This window comes from Thiomicrospira sp. WB1 (genome assembly GCF_001507535.1).
Taxonomy (GTDB): Bacteria; Pseudomonadota; Gammaproteobacteria; order Thiomicrospirales; family Thiomicrospiraceae; genus Hydrogenovibrio.
The window spans coordinates 397,927-414,864 of record NZ_LQBN01000002.1; the positions used below are offsets into that span (position 1 = coordinate 397,927).

Below are 16,938 nucleotides of genomic sequence, written 5' to 3' on the forward strand. Positions count from 1 at the left end.
TATGCGCTTCCCCTTTTGGTCGCCCCGCCTTTCCATTCGAACCCGTTTTTTTGTTCTGTTACTGATTTTGACCATTCTGCCGTTTCTGGCCTACAAGTTTGCGGTGGATCTGCATCGGCTGCTGTTAAAAAACCAGGCGATCATTCAGCAACAGACCGTGGTTAACCTGTCCTATATATTGGAAAATCGGCCCGACTTATGGGCTTTGCAAATCCAGGCGGGCAACCCGACCAGTCAGCTGGCCCATTTAAACCTGGACCGTTCGGTGCTCTGGATTGTCAATGAAGTCGGTCAGGCCACTTACGTGGTGGGTCGCCTGGCCAATTACCAATCCAATGCCTACCAGGACCCGTTTACCACGCTCGGCCACTTTGCCATCAAGGGACTGTCAAAGCTGATTCCCTACTCACTGCCCTATCCGTTCCCACAGAGCCTGACACCGGAAGTGGCATTGATCAAACAAGCCATCCGTGGACGTACCTTTCAGCAGTACCGAATGAACCGTGACAACAAACCCGTCTCCCTGATGTCAGCCACCCCACTTAAGATCAAGGATCAGATTGTCGGCGCCATCATTCTCGAACAAACCATGGACAGCCTGCTCACCGAATCATTGAGCATGTTTTACCGTCTCATTGGCATCGGCAGCATAGTGTTTTTGCTGGTCATCCTCGGGGCCGTGATCTATACCGCGTCCCTGTCAAACCGAATTCTGCGGCTGGACCGTGACGTGCGCCAGACATTTGACCCTTACGGTCGTGCGCATCAGTTGGATTTTCAGGATCAGAGCGAACGCGGTTACCGTGATGAGCTGTCTGATTTGCGCCATCATATTTATGAAATGCTCAGTCAGCTATCAGGCTATGAGCGTTACCTCAAACAACTGCCCCGTGCCCTTCGCCATGAAATTCACAACCCCTTGAATCGACTGGCCATGTCGCTGTCAATGCTGGAAAAAGATGTGCAACACAAGCAACTTTCTTATGCCCAGCGTGCTTTAGAACAACTCAAACAGATCATCGCCTCCATGTCAGAGGCCTCCAGCATCGAAGACAGCCTGCACGCGCAGCCACGTGAAGCGTTTCCTGTGGGCGAAATGCTGACCCACTATTTCGACAGCATCACCTCAATGGATGCCGAACGATTTGACGTTCAGCAGACATTGACCGGCCAGCTGCAGGTTTTGGGCGATGGCTTCATGCTGGAACAGCTTCTCGACAAGCTGATCAGCAATGCCAAAGACTTTGATAACGGCCAGTGCCCGATCAGCTTAAGTGCACACAAGCGCGGTCAGTGGATCGAGATTCGGGTTAAGAACTGTGGGCCACATTTACCGGAAGGTTATGAAACACAGATTTTTGACGGGATGCTGTCCATTCGCCGCTTTAATCAGGACGAGCAGGCGCATTTAGGCTTGGGCCTTTATATTGCCCGCTTGATTGCCAATTTTCATCAGGGCACACTGGAGGCGGAAAACTGGTCAGACACATCGGAAAAGACAGGCGTTGTGTTTATTTTGCGTTTGCCACTCGCTGACGAATAGGGGAGCGCTCAGGCAATGCTATGATTGATCGCATCCAGCGCGGCCTGAGGATCAGCCGCCTGGGTAATGGGACGACCAATGACCAGGTAACTTGACCCGGCCTCAATCGCTTCTTCAGGACTCATCACCCGTTGCTGATCATCCAGGCTGGCCTCGACAGGACGGATACCGGGCGTCACTAACTGGAATGCCTCGCCAAATTGCCGACGCAAAGCATTGGCTTCGCGAGCCGAACAGACGACCCCGTCCAGCCCGGCTTCTTTGGCCAGGCCTGCCAGACGCATCACATTCGCTTCAGGCGTGCCGGGCAAGCCAAGCTCTTCCAGATCAGACGCCGAATGACTGGTCAGAACGGTCACCGCAATCAACAGAGGTGAATCGGGGGACTCCGCCAATGCGGCCTTGGCGGCTTCCATCATTTTACGTCCGCCCAGCGCATGCACATTAAGCATCCAGACCCCAAGCTCCGCTGCGGCACGGCAGGCTTTCGCCACCGTGGTTGGAATGTCGTGGTATTTTAAATCCAGAAACACATCAAACCCACGCTTCACCAGCGTTTTGACCAATTCCGGCCCGCCGGCGGCAAACAACTCCTTCCCTACCTTGAGTCGACAATCCGACGGATTCAGCCGATCCACCAAAGACAAGGCGGCTTCAGGACGGTCATAATCCAGCGCAACAATAATACGTGGTGAAGCAATATGTGACATGGTGTTCCTTGTGATGTTTAGCAAACAATGACATCCACCGAGCCGAATCAAGCATCGTTTTGACTGACAGGCAGGCGTGCGGCGGGTACATTCGTTGATTTTGTCTGTTCCAGCGCTTGATGGATGGTTTCCCGGGTCTGGTTGTGACGATCAGACTGCTGCTGTCTTTGCCAGTGCAGTTGCTCACGCGCCTGCTGGTTGATCTGATGCTTCAAGCGTTGGTTCTGCCAGTGCATCCGGGTAAGCTTGAGCCCCATGTAGACAGCCGACAGCAAAGCCCCCAGCGCAAACATGGCCGCCAACAGAACCGACAAAGGCCACTGAACGTCGATCACTATCATGTGAAACGGAACGGATTGCGGATTGCTGATTCCCAGCACAAAACCGGCGGTTAAAAACAGCAACACAAGCAGAAAAGAGAATAAACGGTGCATAAAAAAAGGGCGACAACGTTAAAAATAACATTGTAACCCTTTTAAAAACCGGAATTGAAAAAATTCCGTCGGTTGGTTAACTGATAATGTCTGTGGTCTCGCGTGACGCATTCACGCGGTCGCGTAACGATTTGCCAGGTTTAAAATGCGGCACACGCTTTTCGCTCAATGCCACTTTTTCACCGGTTTTGGGGTTACGCCCCATGCGTGCCTTGCGATAATGGAGACTGAAGCTGCCAAAGCCACGAATTTCAATTCGATCACCTTCGGACAGGGATTCAATCATCGAGTCCAGAATCTGATTGACAGCGAGTTCCACATCCTTTTGCGTGAATTGTGTCTGTTTTCGAGCAATGCGCTCGATCAACTCTGACTTGGTCATTCGACTGTCTCTTGGATTGATTAAAAGAGAATTTTAGACACACCAACCGCCATGGCTGGTGTGCCCAAAGACTTTTCGAATCCGTCAGGACAGATCAGTCTTCCGCTGAAAGCTGATCTTTCAGCAAGTCGCCCAGCGTATTCTGCGCTTGAGGCTGGTTTGCGGAGTAGTTTTTCACCGCATTGGCCTCTTCCTGAATCGCTTTGGCTTTTTCAGACAGGGACAGGTTACGGTTTTTGCGATCCACATTGACGATTTTCGCTTCAACCGTATCACCTTCGCTCAAGACAGAGCTGGCATCACGCGTATTGGCTTCAAGTTCAGAGGCACGAATGTACCCTTCCACTTCGTCTGCCAGGTCAATCACAGCGCCCTTCTCATCCACGGATTTAACCGTGCCGGTCACGATGCTGTTTTTGCCGTGTTCTGCCAGGTACTCACCGAATGGATCCTGCTCAAGCTGCTTCAGACCCAGTGAAATACGCTCACGGTCCGGATCAATGGAAAGGATAACGGTTTCCAGTTCATCCCCTTTCTTGAACTCGCGCACCGCTTCTTCGCCAGGCTGAGACCAGGAAATATCCGTCAGGTGAACCAGACCGTCGATGTTGCCTTCCAGGCCGATAAAGATACCGAAGTCAGTGATCGATTTGATTTTACCGGTGATCTTGTCCCCTTTGGTGTGGGTCGCAGCAAACGCTTCCCAAGGGTTCACGGTGCACTGTTTGATTGACAGCGAAATACGGCGGCGTTCCTGATCCACATCCAGAATCTTGACCTTGACTTCTTCACCCAGGTGAACCACCTTGGATGGGTGAATATTGCGGTTGGTCCAGTCCAGCTCTGAGGTATGCACCAGCCCTTCGATGCCTTCTTCGATTTCAATGAACGCACCGTAGTCGGTGATGTTGGCCACTTTGCCCATGATCTCGGAACCGATTGGGTAACGCGCAACCATGTCATTCCATGGATCTTCCTGCAGTTGCTTCATACCCAACGACACACGGCTGCGCTCACGGTCGAATTTCAGCACTTTCACTTCCACTTCGTCACCCACATTGATGACTTCGGATGGGTGATTCACACGACGCCATGCCATGTCGGTAATGTGCAACAGACCGTCGATGCCGCCCAAGTCGATGAAGGCACCGTAGTCGGTCAGGTTCTTGACAATCCCTTCCAGAATTGCACCTTCTTCCATGTTCGCCAGAAGCGCTTCACGCTCTACGGAGTTTTCCGCTTCGATGACGGCGCGACGAGATACGACCACGTTGTTACGCTTACGATCCAGCTTCACCAGTTTCAGCTCAACTTCTTTCCCTTCCAGGAAGCTGAAATCACGGATCGGACGCACATCCACAAGTGAACCAGGCAAGAAGCCACGAACACCATCAATGTCGACCGTCAGGCCACCTTTAACTTTACCGGTGACGCGACCTTTGACAGTTTCGTCTTCGTCCATCGCCGCTTCAAGGCGATCCCAAGTTTTGGCACGCTTGGCTTTTTCACGCGACAGACGCGTTTCACCAAAGCCGTCTTCCAGGGTTTCCAGATAAACTTCGACTTCATCCCCAACTTCAACTTCCAGTTCGCCTTCGGCGTTTTCAAACTGGTATTTAGGAATGCTGGATTCCGATTTCATGCCTGCATCAACCAGAACGGTTTCTTTGTCGATGCCAACCACAGTACCCAGAATCAGGGAACCTGTCTGAAATTTTTCTTGTTCAAGGGATTGCTCAAATAGTTCAGCGAAAGATAATTCACTCATGAATAATATACCAAGTTGTTGTTCAAACCGGCCAGGCCTGTCAAATTGGGGTTTCCAGTGCCTGGTCGGGTCAATGATTAGTCGCCGATTTCCCAAACAATCGACGGTGTTAATAAAATAAAAATCCCCGCTGATAGACGACAGCAGGGATTTTTTAAATACTTTAAAATCAGTCAGAAAGCTTTATCAAACGGACTGAATGCCGGAGTCATCGCACAAACGAATAGCCTGTTGACAGACTTCGTCGATCGACAAAGACGTCGTGTCAATTTCTACAGCATCGTCAGCAGGGATCAAAGGTGACGACTGACGCGTGCGATCGCGCGCGTCTCGTTGTTCAATGTCCTGCGTTATTTGGGCAATATTAGCATCAACCCCTTGATTTTTCAACTGAATAACGCGTCTTTTTGCTCTTTCTTCGGCCGAAGCGGTTAGAAACAGTTTTACCGGAGCTTGCGGAAAAACCACCGTTCCCATATCTCGCCCATCTGCGACCAGTCCCGGCGCTTTGGCAAAATCACGCTGACGCTGCAGCAATGCAGCCCGGACCGGTTGAATGGCAGCAACCTGAGAGGCGACTGCAGCCACCGTTTCCGTTCGGATTGCGCGCGTAATCGTTTCATCTTCATACAGCACCTCACCGTTTTCAAAACGAACAGGCAGGGCGCGAGCTAAGTCAACAATCGCTTTTTCGTCTTCGATGTCCAAATCGTTATGAGTGACCCCATAAGCCAGTGTGCGGTAAATGGCGCCACTGTCGAGCAGATGAAAACCGTAATGCTCGCAAAGAAATTGCGCCAAAGTCCCTTTTCCTACACCGCTTGGGCCATCAATGGCAATCACGGGAATCGTGGTTTCTGTCATCATCATAAATATCCTTGTTTGAAACGACCGCTGAAAAATTGATTCACGTCACGTCAATTTCCAGCCCCACCTGACGCATCAATGCCACAAAACTGGGAAAGGATGTGTTCACATTGGCGCAGTCATCAATGACCAGCGGCTGTTTGGCACGTAATGCGGCCACGGCCATAGCCATGGAGATACGGTGGTCGTGATGGGAGTGAATCACGGCATTTTGCGACGTTTGAGCGCCACCCTGAATGATCATGCCATCAGGCGTCGGTGTCGCATCAATGCCCACGGCCTGAAGTCCATCCGCCATCACTTGAATGCGATCGGACTCTTTCACTCGCAGCTCTTCGGCACCGGTCAGAATGGTTTGCCCTTCCGCCGCTGAAGCCGCCACAAACAGGACGGGAAATTCATCAATCGCCAAAGGCACCAAATGCGCCGGGATTTCAATGCCTTTCAGATTCGAGCTGCGTACCCGAACGTCTGCGACCGGTTCGCCACCCACTTCATCCGCATTTTCCAGCGTGATGTCAGCGCCCATGAGTTTTAAAATATCAATCACCCCGGTTCGGGTCGGGTTCAAACCGACGTGCTCGATCACCAAATCACTGTCGTCCGCAATCGCAGCGGCCACCATAAAAAAAGCCGCCGAGGAAATGTCGCTGGGCACATCAATCGCACAGGCCTGCAGTCGTCCGCCGCCTTGTAAAGAGACCTTGGTACGCAATGCATCCAGTTTTTCGACCTCTAAGGAATAACCGAACCCTTTGAGCATCCGCTCGGTGTGATCACGCGTGGGGGCCGGCTCAATCACAGAGGTTTGTCCCTTGGCAAACAAACCGGCCAGGAGCAGGCAGGATTTGACCTGTGCACTGGCCATGGGCAAGGTGTAGTCAATGCCATGCAAAGCCGGGCTGGGTGAAATTCGAATCGGTGGTGTCCCACCCTCGTCGGTGTCCACTTGAGCCCCCATGGCCTTCAAGGGATCGGTCACCCGTTTCATGGGGCGTTTGGACAACGAAGCATCCCCCACCAGCCGGGATTGAAAATTCTGCCCGGCGAGAATCCCCGCCATCAAGCGCATGGCCGTGCCGGAATTGCCCATATCCAGATCCGCAGTCGGGGCTTTCAACCCGCGCAAGCCAACGCCCTGGACTGTCACACGTCCCTGATCCGGCTCGGAAATATCCACACCCATCGTCTGGAACGCGCGCAAGGTAGCCAAAGCGTCCTCGCCCTGAAGAAAACCGGTGATTTCGGTTGTCCCCTCGGCCAGTGCACCCAGCATGATACTGCGGTGTGAAATGGATTTATCCCCCGGCACGCGAACCCGTCCTTTTAACGAACGGCTGGGAGAAACAGTAAATTGCACATTTTGCATGGTTGAATCCTTATCTCGTCAGAGACGCTTTGTCTATTCTTTGGGAGATTGAATGCTTTGCCCGAGAATGTGGTGATCACGCGCCTGTTTGGCGCGATCAAACCGCCGGTAGAGCCCATCCCAGTTTTCTTGTTCAATGGCTTCGATCAACTGATCGACTTCGTCACGATAATGCCTGAGCCATTTGGCTATGGTCGGCCCATTATGTTTGCCAATGTCCCGCCACATGGTCGGATCACTGGAAGCGATGCGTGTAAAGTCACGAAAGCCTCCAGCCGTGTACTGAAACACATTGCCCAGCTCTTCGTGCTCATTGAGCAGATCGACCAACGCATAAGCCAGAAAATGGGGCAAGTGACTGGTGGCCGCAAACACATTGTCGTGAAAATGAGGCGGCATTTCGCAGACCTGAGCGCCCAGCGCCTGCCAGGTGGTGATCACCGCTTCCAGCGCATCGGACCGGGTGCTTTGATCCGGGGTCAGCACCACACGATGCGCCTGATAGAGGTCCGCACACGCCGCCGCCGCACCGGATTGTTCTTTGCCTGCGATGGGGTGCCCAGGCACAAACCGACTGGCCTGATCGGACGTGAAGATCGCTTCGACATTGGCCACCACTGACTGCTTGGTGCTGCCGGCATCAGTGACAAAGGTGTTGTCAGACAGGTGTGGTTGCATGGCGCGCAGAACGCCGTCAAACGCATCCATGGGCACACTGATGAAAACCAGATCCGCGCCGCTTACTGCCTGTGCGATGTCATCACTGGCTTCGTCGATCAATCCACGCGCCATGGCCACATCCAGATGCGCCTTCTGGCGTGCGTAACCGATGACCTTTTTTACCAGGCCTGCCTGTTTTAAGCCCAAGGCAAAGGAGCCGCCGATCAATCCCACACCAATCACGGTCACACGCTCAAACACAGTCGGGGTCATGCCGGATTCCGCAGAATTTTCATCAATGCTTGCATAAAATGACGGTTTTCACTGAACGTACCAATGGAAACACGCAGGAAAGGCGCTAATTCGCCCGTTTGAGCCAAGGGCCGCACAATCACGCCTTCTTTTAACAAGGCTTCGTTCATGGCCTGAGCTTTCTCACCAAAATCCACACAAATGAAGTTGGCACTGGAAGGGATAAAGCTCAACTGATGCTCTTTGAGGAAACTTTCCAACTGCTGCATGCCCTGATGATTGGTTTCAATGGTTTTTTGCACAAACACCGGGTCTTTTAGCGCCGCAGTGGCGGCCACCTGCGCCATATGATTAACATTGAAAGGTTCACGCAAGCGGTTGATTAAATGAATGATTTCAGGGTGCGCGACAGCATAGCCGACCCGCAACGCTGCAAGCCCATAGGCTTTGGAAAAGGTCCGTGTCACAATCAGATTGGGATAACGGCCCAGGTAGTGCAAGCCGTTAAAGGCATCGTCGCGGGATTGCGCATACTCAAAATACGCTTCGTCCAGAACCACCACCACCTCGGGTGGAATTTTGCTCATAAACGTTTCCCATTCACGCTTGCCAAAACGCGTGCCGGTGGGATTATTGGGATTGGCCAGATAAATCAGACGGGTTTGATCGGTGACAGCCGCCGCCATGGCGTTCAGGTCATGGCCCCAGTTTCGGGCTGGCACTTCCACCGCGTCGGCGCCGACAGCCTGAGTGCTGATGGCATAAACGGCAAACGCATGCTGGCTGTAAATGACTTCATCCCCTGGCCCGGCAAAAACACGCGCCACCAGCTCCAGCAACTCATTTGACCCATTGCCGGTGGCAATGCACTCTTCTGGTTGATCCAGATGCTCCGACAAGCCACGCTTGAGATAGAAACCGTGACCATCCGGGTAGCGCCCCATGTCTTTGAGCGCATTCTGAATGGCCTGAGTGGCTTTGTGACTGCTGCCAAGCGGGTTTTCATTGGATGCCAGCTTGGAAATCCGCGTCAGGTGATATTCGCGCTGCAGCTCATCAATCGGCTTGCCCGGCTGATAGGGATGAATGCCTTTGACAGCCGCATTGGCTTTGGCCGCAACCGGACAGGAGGCGTTGGAAGGTGAATATTCGGTCATACGTTCCTTGCTTTTAAAGATTGGCCGCTAATCCAAAGGCGAAACCGGGTAGGAGCCCAGTAGCTTAAAATAACTGCATTGTGCCTGCACTTCGGTCAGGGCTTCATGCACATCAGGTTGTTGCTGATGGCCCAAAATATCAATGTAAAAAATATAGTCCCAGCGTGTCTCCGTAGACGGCACTGAAATGATCCGGGTCATACTGATGCCTCGCTTGGCAAACCCATCCAGAACACGAATCAAGGATCCGGCTTGGTTGGGCACCGACAGAATCATCGCGGTTTTATCCACTCCGCTGGGACCGGCCGCCTCATGGCCCAGCACCCAAAACTTGGTGGTGTTGCTCTTTTGATCTTCAATGTGCGTTTCCAGTATCTTCAACCCGTACAACCGGGCCGCCTGTTCCGACGCAATGGCACCGATTTTCGGATCGGCCTCGGCCATTTGCGCGGCCACGGCATTGGACGCCACCTCTTCAATCACCAGGCCTGGTAAGTTTTGACTCAACCAGTTTTCGCATTGGCCCAGAGCCTGAGGATGCGCCACAATTTTTTTCAACTGATGCGGATCAGGGGTTTGTGCCAACAGACAATGGTGAATGGCCAGATCCACTTCACCGGTGATGGTCAAAGACGTATCCATCAGGGACTTTTGCGTCTGCTTGACCACCCCTTCGCTGGAATTTTCTACCGGAACCACGCCATACTGAACGTGCTTTTTTTCAACGGCCTGAAACACTTCCTGAATGCTGCCAACCGCATGCGGATGAACCGACGTACCGAACTGCTTGATGACACAGGCATGGCTGTAGCTGCCCTCCGGCCCCAGATAAGCAACTTTGATTGGCTGTTCCAGCGCCAGACACAATGACATGATCTCACGGAACAAACGTGCCATGTCTTCGTCGGGAATCAGACTGTGATTGCGCTCTTTGACCGCACGCAATACTTGCGCTTCGCGTTCGGGCCGGTAAAACACCGCCTCGACCTGCCCGCCTCGGGTTTTGATGTCGGCCACTTTCTGAGCGCATTCAGCCCGTTGTGCAATCAGAGACTGGATCTGCGCATCAATCGCATCAATTTCTTCACGAATCACACCGAGCTCGGCTTGTTCAGAGGCAGAAGGAGTTGCGTTCGACATTGGGCTTGCCTCTCAGGCGTGGCGTTGTTCAAAATCAGTCATAAAGGACACCAACGCATCCACCCCGGCTTCGGGCATGGCGTTGTAGATACTGGCACGCATCCCACCATAGGTTTTGTGCCCGCGCAGGCTCAAGAGTCCGGCGGCACGGGATTCGTCCAGAAAGGCCTGATTCAGACTTTCATCCTTGAGTTTGAAGGTGACATTCATCCAGGAGCGCACCTCCGGCGCCACTTCGTTGTAATAGAGTGACGAGGCGTCAATCAGTCGATACAGTTTCTGTGCTTTGCGCTCATTAATCTGCGCCATCGCCGCCAAACCGCCCTGTTGTTTCAACCATTTGAACACCTTGCCCGCCAGATACCAGGCAAAGGTCGAAGGCGTATTGAACATCGATTCAAACTGATCGTAAGTCGCCCAGTTCATCAAAGTCGGGGTGTCGTCACGTGCCTGGCCGATCAGATCTTCCCGTACAATCACAATGGCCAGTCCGGCTGGGCCGATGTTTTTTTGTGCACCGGCATAAATCATGCCATAGTCTTCCACCTTGATGGGGCGCGACAAAATGGTCGAAGAAAAATCGGCAATGATGGGCTTGTCGGTTTGGGGCAATGACTGGAACTCAACCCCGGTAATGGTTTCATTCTGGCAGATATGAAGGTACTTGGCATTTTCAGACAATTGCCACTGGTCAAACGCCGGAATCGACGTTTCGGCTTTGGCCACTTCATTGACGTTCACAAAGCGTGACGCTTCTTTAATCGCCTTGGCAGACCAGACACCGGTATTGCAATAATCGACCGTATCGCCCGCTTGCGTCAGATTCAACGGAATTCCGGCAAACTGCAGCGACGCGCCCCCATGCACAAACAACACTTTGTAATGATCCGGAATGGCCATCAGGTCACGCAAATCGGCTTCCATCTCTTTGGCCACGGACATGAATTCCGGGCTGCGATGGCTCATTTCCATCACCGACATGCCGGTGTTTTGCCAATCCAAAAATTCTGCCTGGGCTTCTTGCATCACCGCTTCCGGTAACATGGCCGGACCGGCACTGAAATTAAATGCTCTCATCTGTGCTTTCTATCTTATTGATTTAAAATTACTCTTCTGCTTGATCGACCGCTTTCTCAGCTTCTGAACCGGCCTCTGCGTCATCATCCGGCAACTCTTCGGCCTGAACATCGACCACGGCCAGACCGACCACTTTTTCGCCTTTACCGACGTTGATCAGCTTCACGCCCTGGGTATTGCGCCCCACCACCGATACGCCTTCAACCTGGGTTCGAACCAGCGTGCCTTTATTGGTGATGAGGACCACTTCCTGGTCGGGCTTGACCGCGACCGACTTGACCACCTGGCCATTGCGCTCAGACTGTTTGATCGAAATCACACCCTGACCACCGCGGTTAATGGTTGAATAGTCATCCACAGGCGTGCACTTGCCAAAGCCATGCTCGGTTGCGGTCAGAATCAATGTATCCGGCTGCGCCACCTGCATACTGACAATGTGCATGTCGTCTTTCAGCTTCATGCCACGCACGCCCCGGGCCTGACGTCCCATGACCCGGACATCGGTCTCCTGAAAGCGAATCGCTTTGCCCACATTGGAGAACAGCATAATGTCCTGTTCCCCATCGGTCAGCGCCGTACCGACCAGAGCGTCATCCTCCAGCAAATCCAACGCAATGATGCCATTGGCTCGGGGGCGTGAGAAATCACTCAGCGCCACCCGTTTGACCGTGGACTGTCGCGTCGCCATAAAGACGTAATACCCCTCAGAGAACTCGGATACTGGCAAAATCGAAGTAATGAATTCGTCTTTTTCCAAAGGCAGGACATTAACGATCGGCTTGCCTTTGGCACCGCGCCCGGCCAATGGCAACTGCCAGGTTTTCTGCCAGTAGAGTTTGCCTCGGTTGGAGAAACACAACAGCATATCGTGGGTGTTGGCCACCAGAATCTGATCGACCTCATCGTCCTCTTTCATCTGGGTCGCCGATTTACCGCGTCCGCCTCGTCGCTGCGCCTGATAATCCGAAAGCGGCTGGGTTTTGATGTAGCCGTCCTGCGACAAGGTCACGATGCGATCTTCACTGGCAATCAGGTCTTCGGCTTCCAGATCCTGATAGGAATGATCGATTTCCGTACGCCGCGCGTCACCGAAATCATCAATAACCTGAAGCAACTCTTCTCGAACCACTTGGGTCAACTTGTCCGGATTACGTAAGATTTCCAGGTATTCGGCAATGCGCTCGATCAACTCACGGTATTCTTCCAGGATTTTGTCCTGTTCCAACCCGGTCAGCTTGTGCAGACGCATTTCCAGAATGGCTTGCGCCTGTACCGGTGAAAGCTTGTATACATCCTCCCCCACGGCGCCGAAACCATCTGCCAAGTCCTCCGGACGAATGTCATCCAGCTCAACGCGTTCCAACAACTGCTTCACATGGCCAATCGCCCAATCGCGCGACAGCATCCGCTCTTTGGCCACCGCCGGAGTGGGTGAGTCTTTGATCAGTTCAATCATCTCATCGATGTTGGTCAATGCCAGCGCCAGCCCTTCAAGCAAATGGGCCTTCTCGCGTGCTTTGCGCAAATCATAAATGGTACGACGAGTGACCACTTCCCGACGGTGCTTGATAAAGGCTTCCAGAATCTGCTTCAGATTCAGAAGCTTGGGCTGGCCATCAATCAGAGCGACCATGTTGATGCCAAACACCGTCTGCATCGCGGTTTGTTTATAGAGGTTATTGATCAGCACTTCCGGCACTTCGCCTTTGCGTACCTCAATCACAATGCGCATGCCTTCCTTGTCGGACTCATCCCGCAAAGCACTGATGCCCTCGATTTTTTTATCCTTCACCAGTTCGGCGATACGCTCGATCAGCTTGGCCTTGTTCACCAGATAAGGAATTTCATCGACCACAATCGATGCTTTGCCTTTGGCATCGGTTTCGATGTGCGTACGGGCGCGCATGTGGACACGACCGCGACCGGTTTCATAGGCTTCGCGAATGCCTTTGGTCCCGTTGATGATGCCGTGGGTTGGAAAATCCGGTCCGGGCAGATGTTCCATCAACTCACTGATCGAACTTTCCGGACGATCGATCAGAGCCACACAGGCCTCAATCGTCTCATTGATATTGTGCGGAGGGATATTGGTGGCCATCCCCACCGCAATCCCGGAGGAGCCATTCACCAGAAGGTTGGGGATGCGAGTGGGCAATACCACCGGTTCATGTTCGGATTCGTCATAGTTGGGATTGAAATCGACGGTTTCTTTGTCCAGATCGGCCAACAGCTCATGCGCAACCTTGGCCATGCGCACTTCGGTGTAACGCATCGCCGCCGGCGCATCGCCATCGATGGAACCAAAGTTCCCCTGCCCGTCGACCAGCATGTAGCGCAAAGAAAAAGGCTGCGCCATACGTACGATGGTGTCATAGACCGCACTGTCCCCGTGCGGATGGTATTTACCGATGACATCACCCACGATACGAGCCGATTTTTTATAGGGCCGGTTCCAGCCATTGCCCAGCTCATTCATGGCGTAGAGCACACGGCGATGAACCGGCTTGAGGCCGTCTCGTACATCGGGCAACGCCCGCCCGACAATCACACTCATCGCATAACTGAGGTAGGACTGCTCCATTTCATCTTCAAGGGAGATCGGCAGGATTTCTCTGGCAAACTCTGACATAGGCATTTCTTCTCTGATTATTGAGCGGCCGCGTTTTTATATTATGAAGGGGTTGCAACCGGGTTCGAGCCGGATGAAGCCACCCCATCCGACGCTAAAAAATTTGCCGTATTATACCTTAAAATGCCCCAAGAAAGCGAATATGACAAGCCAACAGGCCGGGCCAGGATTTGCTATACTTCAGATTCTGTTTTTTGAGCCAGACGCGAGTAGCAAACCGACCATGACTTCCGCTGAACACAATGCCGATCCGGCTGAATTGAACCGCTTCAATGCTCACGCTCAAAATTGGTGGGATCAAAACGGTGAATTCAAAGCATTGCACGCAATCAACCCGCTCAGGGTCGCTTTTATGCAGAACCATGTGTCACTGACTTCTCAGCGGATTCTGGACATCGGCTGCGGTGGCGGCATTTTGTCAGAGGCAATGGCGAAAGCAGGCGCAGACGTCACAGGGATTGACCTGGCCGATGACGTGCTGACCGTCGCTCGGCTTCATGCAATGGAAGCAAACCTGAGCATTGACTATCAGACCGTCAGTGCCGAAAGCAAAGCCGAAAACGAGCCCGAGCACTATGACTGTGTGACCTGCATGGAGATGCTTGAGCACGTCCCGGACCCGGCCAGTGTCATTCAGGCTGCCAGTCATGCACTCAAGCCCGGCGGATGGCTGTTTGTTTCCACCATCAACCGCCACCCCAAAGCTTATGCGCTGGCGATCGTGGCCGCGGAACGACTGTTGAATCTGGTTCCGGCCGGAACACACCAATATGACAAGCTGCTCAAGCCTTCGGAACTTGAGCGTATGGGCCGCCAGAGCGGCCTAAACCTGCAGGCCAGCGCGGGCATTGACTACAACCCCCTTCTGAAACGTTGCCGCCTGACTCACGACCTGCGCGTCAACTACCTGCTGGCGTTTCGAAAACCTTTTTAACTCAACTGACAAGTGATCCTCAATCCCCATGAAATGTGTGCTGTTTGACCTGGACGGAACCCTGCTGGATACGTCCTATGACTTTGCCTATGCGCTCAACCAAACCTGTCGTCATTATGGTGTGCGTCCCCTGCACTACCAGACCATCCGAAAAACGGTTTCGCAAGGCGGTCTCGCCATGACACAACTGGCCTTTCCCAATTTGTCCGATGCCGAAATCCAGGAGCGACGCGAACATTTTTTGTCCGTGTATTACCGCCACATTGATCATCACACACGTTTGTTTCCGGGCTTGGAAGGCGGTTTGAAGCACCTGGCTGAAAACAAGATTCCCTGGGGCATCGTGACCAATAAGCCCACCTGGCTGACCGAACGATTGCTGGAGACTCTGACCTTTCCCAGCGAACCCAAAACGGTCATTTGTGGCGACACCTTGGCTCAGAAAAAACCCAATCCGGAACCCATGTGGCTTGCGGCCGAACAAAGCGGGGTTTCGCCCAAAGACTGTCTCTATCTGGGGGACCACCCCAGAGACATCGAAGCCGGCGTCAACGCTGGCATGCAAACCGGCGCGGCGTTGTTTGGCTACCTACCGGAAGGCGCCGGCGAGGATGCCTGGCCCGCCGACTTCCACTTTGAAACCCCGATTGAAATCAGCCATTTTTTACAGGAGCGTTTATGAGTGCCATTTTGATTACGGGCGCCGCTCAGGGACTGGGACGCAGTCTGGCCTTGGCGCTGGCCAACACGCTTAACACCCCAACCGACCTGGTATTGCTGGACAAAGATCAGAAAGCGCTGAACCTGCTCTATGACGAATTGATCTCTCTGAACTCTACTCAGGTTGAACCGGCCCTGTATCCCATGGACCTGAGCGGCGCCGAGCCACGACATTTCCAACAGCTGGCGCAGGCCCTGCATGAGTTGGGCGGTGTTGACAGCGTCTGGCTCAATGCCGCCGAACTGCCCGCGTTTACCCCCATCGCTCATTTTGATGAAGCCCAATGGCTGCAATTGTTGCAGACCAATCTGACGGCCAATTTTTATCTGATGAAAGCCCTGTTGCCGGTCTTAAACGACAATGCTGATCTGATCACCATTCTCGACCAACAAACCGGGCAGAACCCAGCTTATTATGGCGCCTATGGCGTTGCTAAAGCCGGCCTGGCACAACTGATGACCACCGTCGCGGCCGAACACAGCGATCAAAACTGGCATTTTTACCAGGCCTGGTTACCCGCGTTTCAATCCAATACCCGCTCACGACAGTTTCCGTCCGAAAACCCGGCCACTCTGCCCCACCACGAACAGATAGCCAACGAGCTGATGGCAGCATTGCAACAAACAGCCACGCCGGCCTGGTGGGTCAAACTCAATTAGCTGGCGACCGATAAATCCCCATTGCCTTCACCCGCAGTGACACGTCCATGGCCTCGCCACCAATCAAGAGCGAACATTTGGTCACGCGCGCCAGGTTTAAGCGGGTTTTTGTCCGGTAAGGCTCGAAGGCAGAAAAAGGCGCATAAAAACGTTGCCACGCCGTGCCGACCACCGCGCTCTGCCGATACGACTGCCACGGCAACCAAAGCTGAGAAGATTTAAGCACCCAGTCCACAGACACCGCCGAATCCGAACAGGCATCCATATAAAGACCGGTATAGGACGCAAGTGACGCGATGCCTTTCAAAGGCCACTGCACCTGCACAAACCCGCCGTTGTCATCCAGACTGATGTGGCAGGTCAAGTGAAGCCCGCTGTCATCCGACTGCATCTGCGCCTGTGAATGTCCGCCCATCACCTGATCGGTCACCAGACGCCAACGGTTGTGATGAGGGGCATCAGCCCCCTGGTATAAGGGATGGTGTTCCATGGTGTGTCCTCCAAAGCAAAATAATCCGATATCTTTATCACCTTACCACTGCGCTGACACATTGGAAACCGATTGATTTTGCCTTGCCCTCTTTCGTATGAAAGCTTGAAAATGTTACGGTTTCAGAACATTCACAGCGTTTTAAA

At 53.1% G+C, this 16,938-nt stretch carries 16 protein-coding genes; 4 read left to right on the top strand and 12 right to left on the bottom strand.

The window, feature by feature from the left end; all coding sequences use genetic code 11:
* Position 1: 1 nt before the first annotated feature.
* On the top strand, positions 2–1,543 hold the full coding sequence (locus AVO41_RS06250; protein ID WP_068584316.1) for an ATP-binding protein: 1,542 nt from the start codon (positions 2–4) through the stop codon (positions 1,541–1,543).
* An 8-nt stretch (positions 1,544–1,551) separates the two neighbouring features.
* Here the strand turns inward: AVO41_RS06250 and pyrF are convergent, their stop codons facing one another.
* The 11 genes from pyrF to gyrA form a co-directional block, all read right to left on the bottom strand.
* Complete coding sequence (gene pyrF / locus AVO41_RS06255; protein ID WP_068584319.1) at positions 1,552–2,253, bottom strand: orotidine-5'-phosphate decarboxylase; 702 nt, start codon at positions 2,251–2,253, stop codon at positions 1,552–1,554.
* Between the two features lie 47 nt (positions 2,254–2,300).
* Positions 2,301–2,687 carry a LapA family protein gene (locus AVO41_RS06260; protein WP_068584322.1) on the bottom strand — a complete coding sequence of 129 codons (387 nt, stop codon included), beginning with the start codon at positions 2,685–2,687 and terminating at the stop codon, positions 2,301–2,303.
* A 76-nt stretch (positions 2,688–2,763) separates the two neighbouring features.
* Positions 2,764–3,069 (bottom strand): integration host factor subunit beta, encoded by a 306-nt coding sequence (locus AVO41_RS06265; RefSeq protein WP_068584325.1) that lies wholly within the window; start codon positions 3,067–3,069, stop codon positions 2,764–2,766.
* A 94-nt stretch (positions 3,070–3,163) separates the two neighbouring features.
* On the bottom strand, positions 3,164–4,837 hold the full coding sequence (rpsA, locus tag AVO41_RS06270) for a 30S ribosomal protein S1 (protein ID WP_068584328.1): 1,674 nt from the start codon (positions 4,835–4,837) through the stop codon (positions 3,164–3,166).
* A gap of 186 nt (positions 4,838–5,023) precedes the next feature.
* The gene (cmk, locus tag AVO41_RS06275; RefSeq protein WP_068584811.1) at positions 5,024–5,701 is read right to left on the bottom strand and encodes a (d)CMP kinase; all 678 of its coding nucleotides are present in this window, start codon (positions 5,699–5,701) and stop codon (positions 5,024–5,026) included.
* Between the two features lie 43 nt (positions 5,702–5,744).
* Positions 5,745–7,073: a 3-phosphoshikimate 1-carboxyvinyltransferase gene (aroA, locus tag AVO41_RS10785; RefSeq protein ID WP_068584331.1), complete on the bottom strand. Its 1,329-nt coding sequence runs from the start codon at positions 7,071–7,073 to the stop codon at positions 5,745–5,747.
* A 33-nt stretch (positions 7,074–7,106) separates the two neighbouring features.
* Positions 7,107–8,006, bottom strand: coding sequence for a prephenate dehydrogenase/arogenate dehydrogenase family protein (locus AVO41_RS10790; RefSeq protein WP_068584334.1), 900 nt, complete (start codon positions 8,004–8,006; stop codon positions 7,107–7,109).
* Positions 8,003–9,142 (bottom strand): histidinol-phosphate transaminase, encoded by a 1,140-nt coding sequence (hisC, locus tag AVO41_RS06290; RefSeq protein ID WP_068584335.1) that lies wholly within the window; start codon positions 9,140–9,142, stop codon positions 8,003–8,005. The genes AVO41_RS10790 and hisC overlap by 4 nt, the downstream gene beginning before the upstream one ends.
* A gap of 27 nt (positions 9,143–9,169) precedes the next feature.
* Positions 9,170–10,282 carry a prephenate dehydratase gene (gene pheA, locus AVO41_RS06295; protein WP_068584338.1) on the bottom strand — a complete coding sequence of 371 codons (1,113 nt, stop codon included), beginning with the start codon at positions 10,280–10,282 and terminating at the stop codon, positions 9,170–9,172.
* Positions 10,283–10,294: 12 nt separating this feature from the next.
* Positions 10,295–11,359 (bottom strand): 3-phosphoserine/phosphohydroxythreonine transaminase, encoded by a 1,065-nt coding sequence (gene serC / locus AVO41_RS06300; RefSeq protein ID WP_068584341.1) that lies wholly within the window; start codon positions 11,357–11,359, stop codon positions 10,295–10,297.
* A 28-nt stretch (positions 11,360–11,387) separates the two neighbouring features.
* The gene (gene gyrA / locus AVO41_RS06305) at positions 11,388–13,988 is read right to left on the bottom strand and encodes a DNA gyrase subunit A (RefSeq protein WP_068584343.1); all 2,601 of its coding nucleotides are present in this window, start codon (positions 13,986–13,988) and stop codon (positions 11,388–11,390) included.
* 223 nt (positions 13,989–14,211) lie between these two features.
* Between gyrA and ubiG the strand changes: the two genes are divergently transcribed.
* From ubiG to AVO41_RS06320, 3 genes are read left to right on the top strand one after another with little or no spacing between them, the layout of a single operon-like run.
* The gene (gene ubiG / locus AVO41_RS06310; protein ID WP_068584814.1) at positions 14,212–14,922 is read left to right on the top strand and encodes a bifunctional 2-polyprenyl-6-hydroxyphenol methylase/3-demethylubiquinol 3-O-methyltransferase UbiG; all 711 of its coding nucleotides are present in this window, start codon (positions 14,212–14,214) and stop codon (positions 14,920–14,922) included.
* 28 nt (positions 14,923–14,950) lie between these two features.
* Complete coding sequence (locus AVO41_RS06315) at positions 14,951–15,604, top strand: HAD family hydrolase (RefSeq protein WP_068584347.1); 654 nt, start codon at positions 14,951–14,953, stop codon at positions 15,602–15,604.
* Complete coding sequence (locus AVO41_RS06320; RefSeq protein ID WP_068584350.1) at positions 15,601–16,302, top strand: SDR family NAD(P)-dependent oxidoreductase; 702 nt, start codon at positions 15,601–15,603, stop codon at positions 16,300–16,302. Before AVO41_RS06315 ends, AVO41_RS06320 begins: the two co-directional genes overlap by 4 nt.
* Here the strand turns inward: AVO41_RS06320 and AVO41_RS06325 are convergent.
* Positions 16,295–16,792, bottom strand: coding sequence for a CIA30 family protein (locus AVO41_RS06325; RefSeq protein WP_068584354.1), 498 nt, complete (start codon positions 16,790–16,792; stop codon positions 16,295–16,297). The genes AVO41_RS06320 and AVO41_RS06325 overlap by 8 nt on opposite strands.
* Positions 16,793–16,938 lie beyond the last annotated feature (146 nt).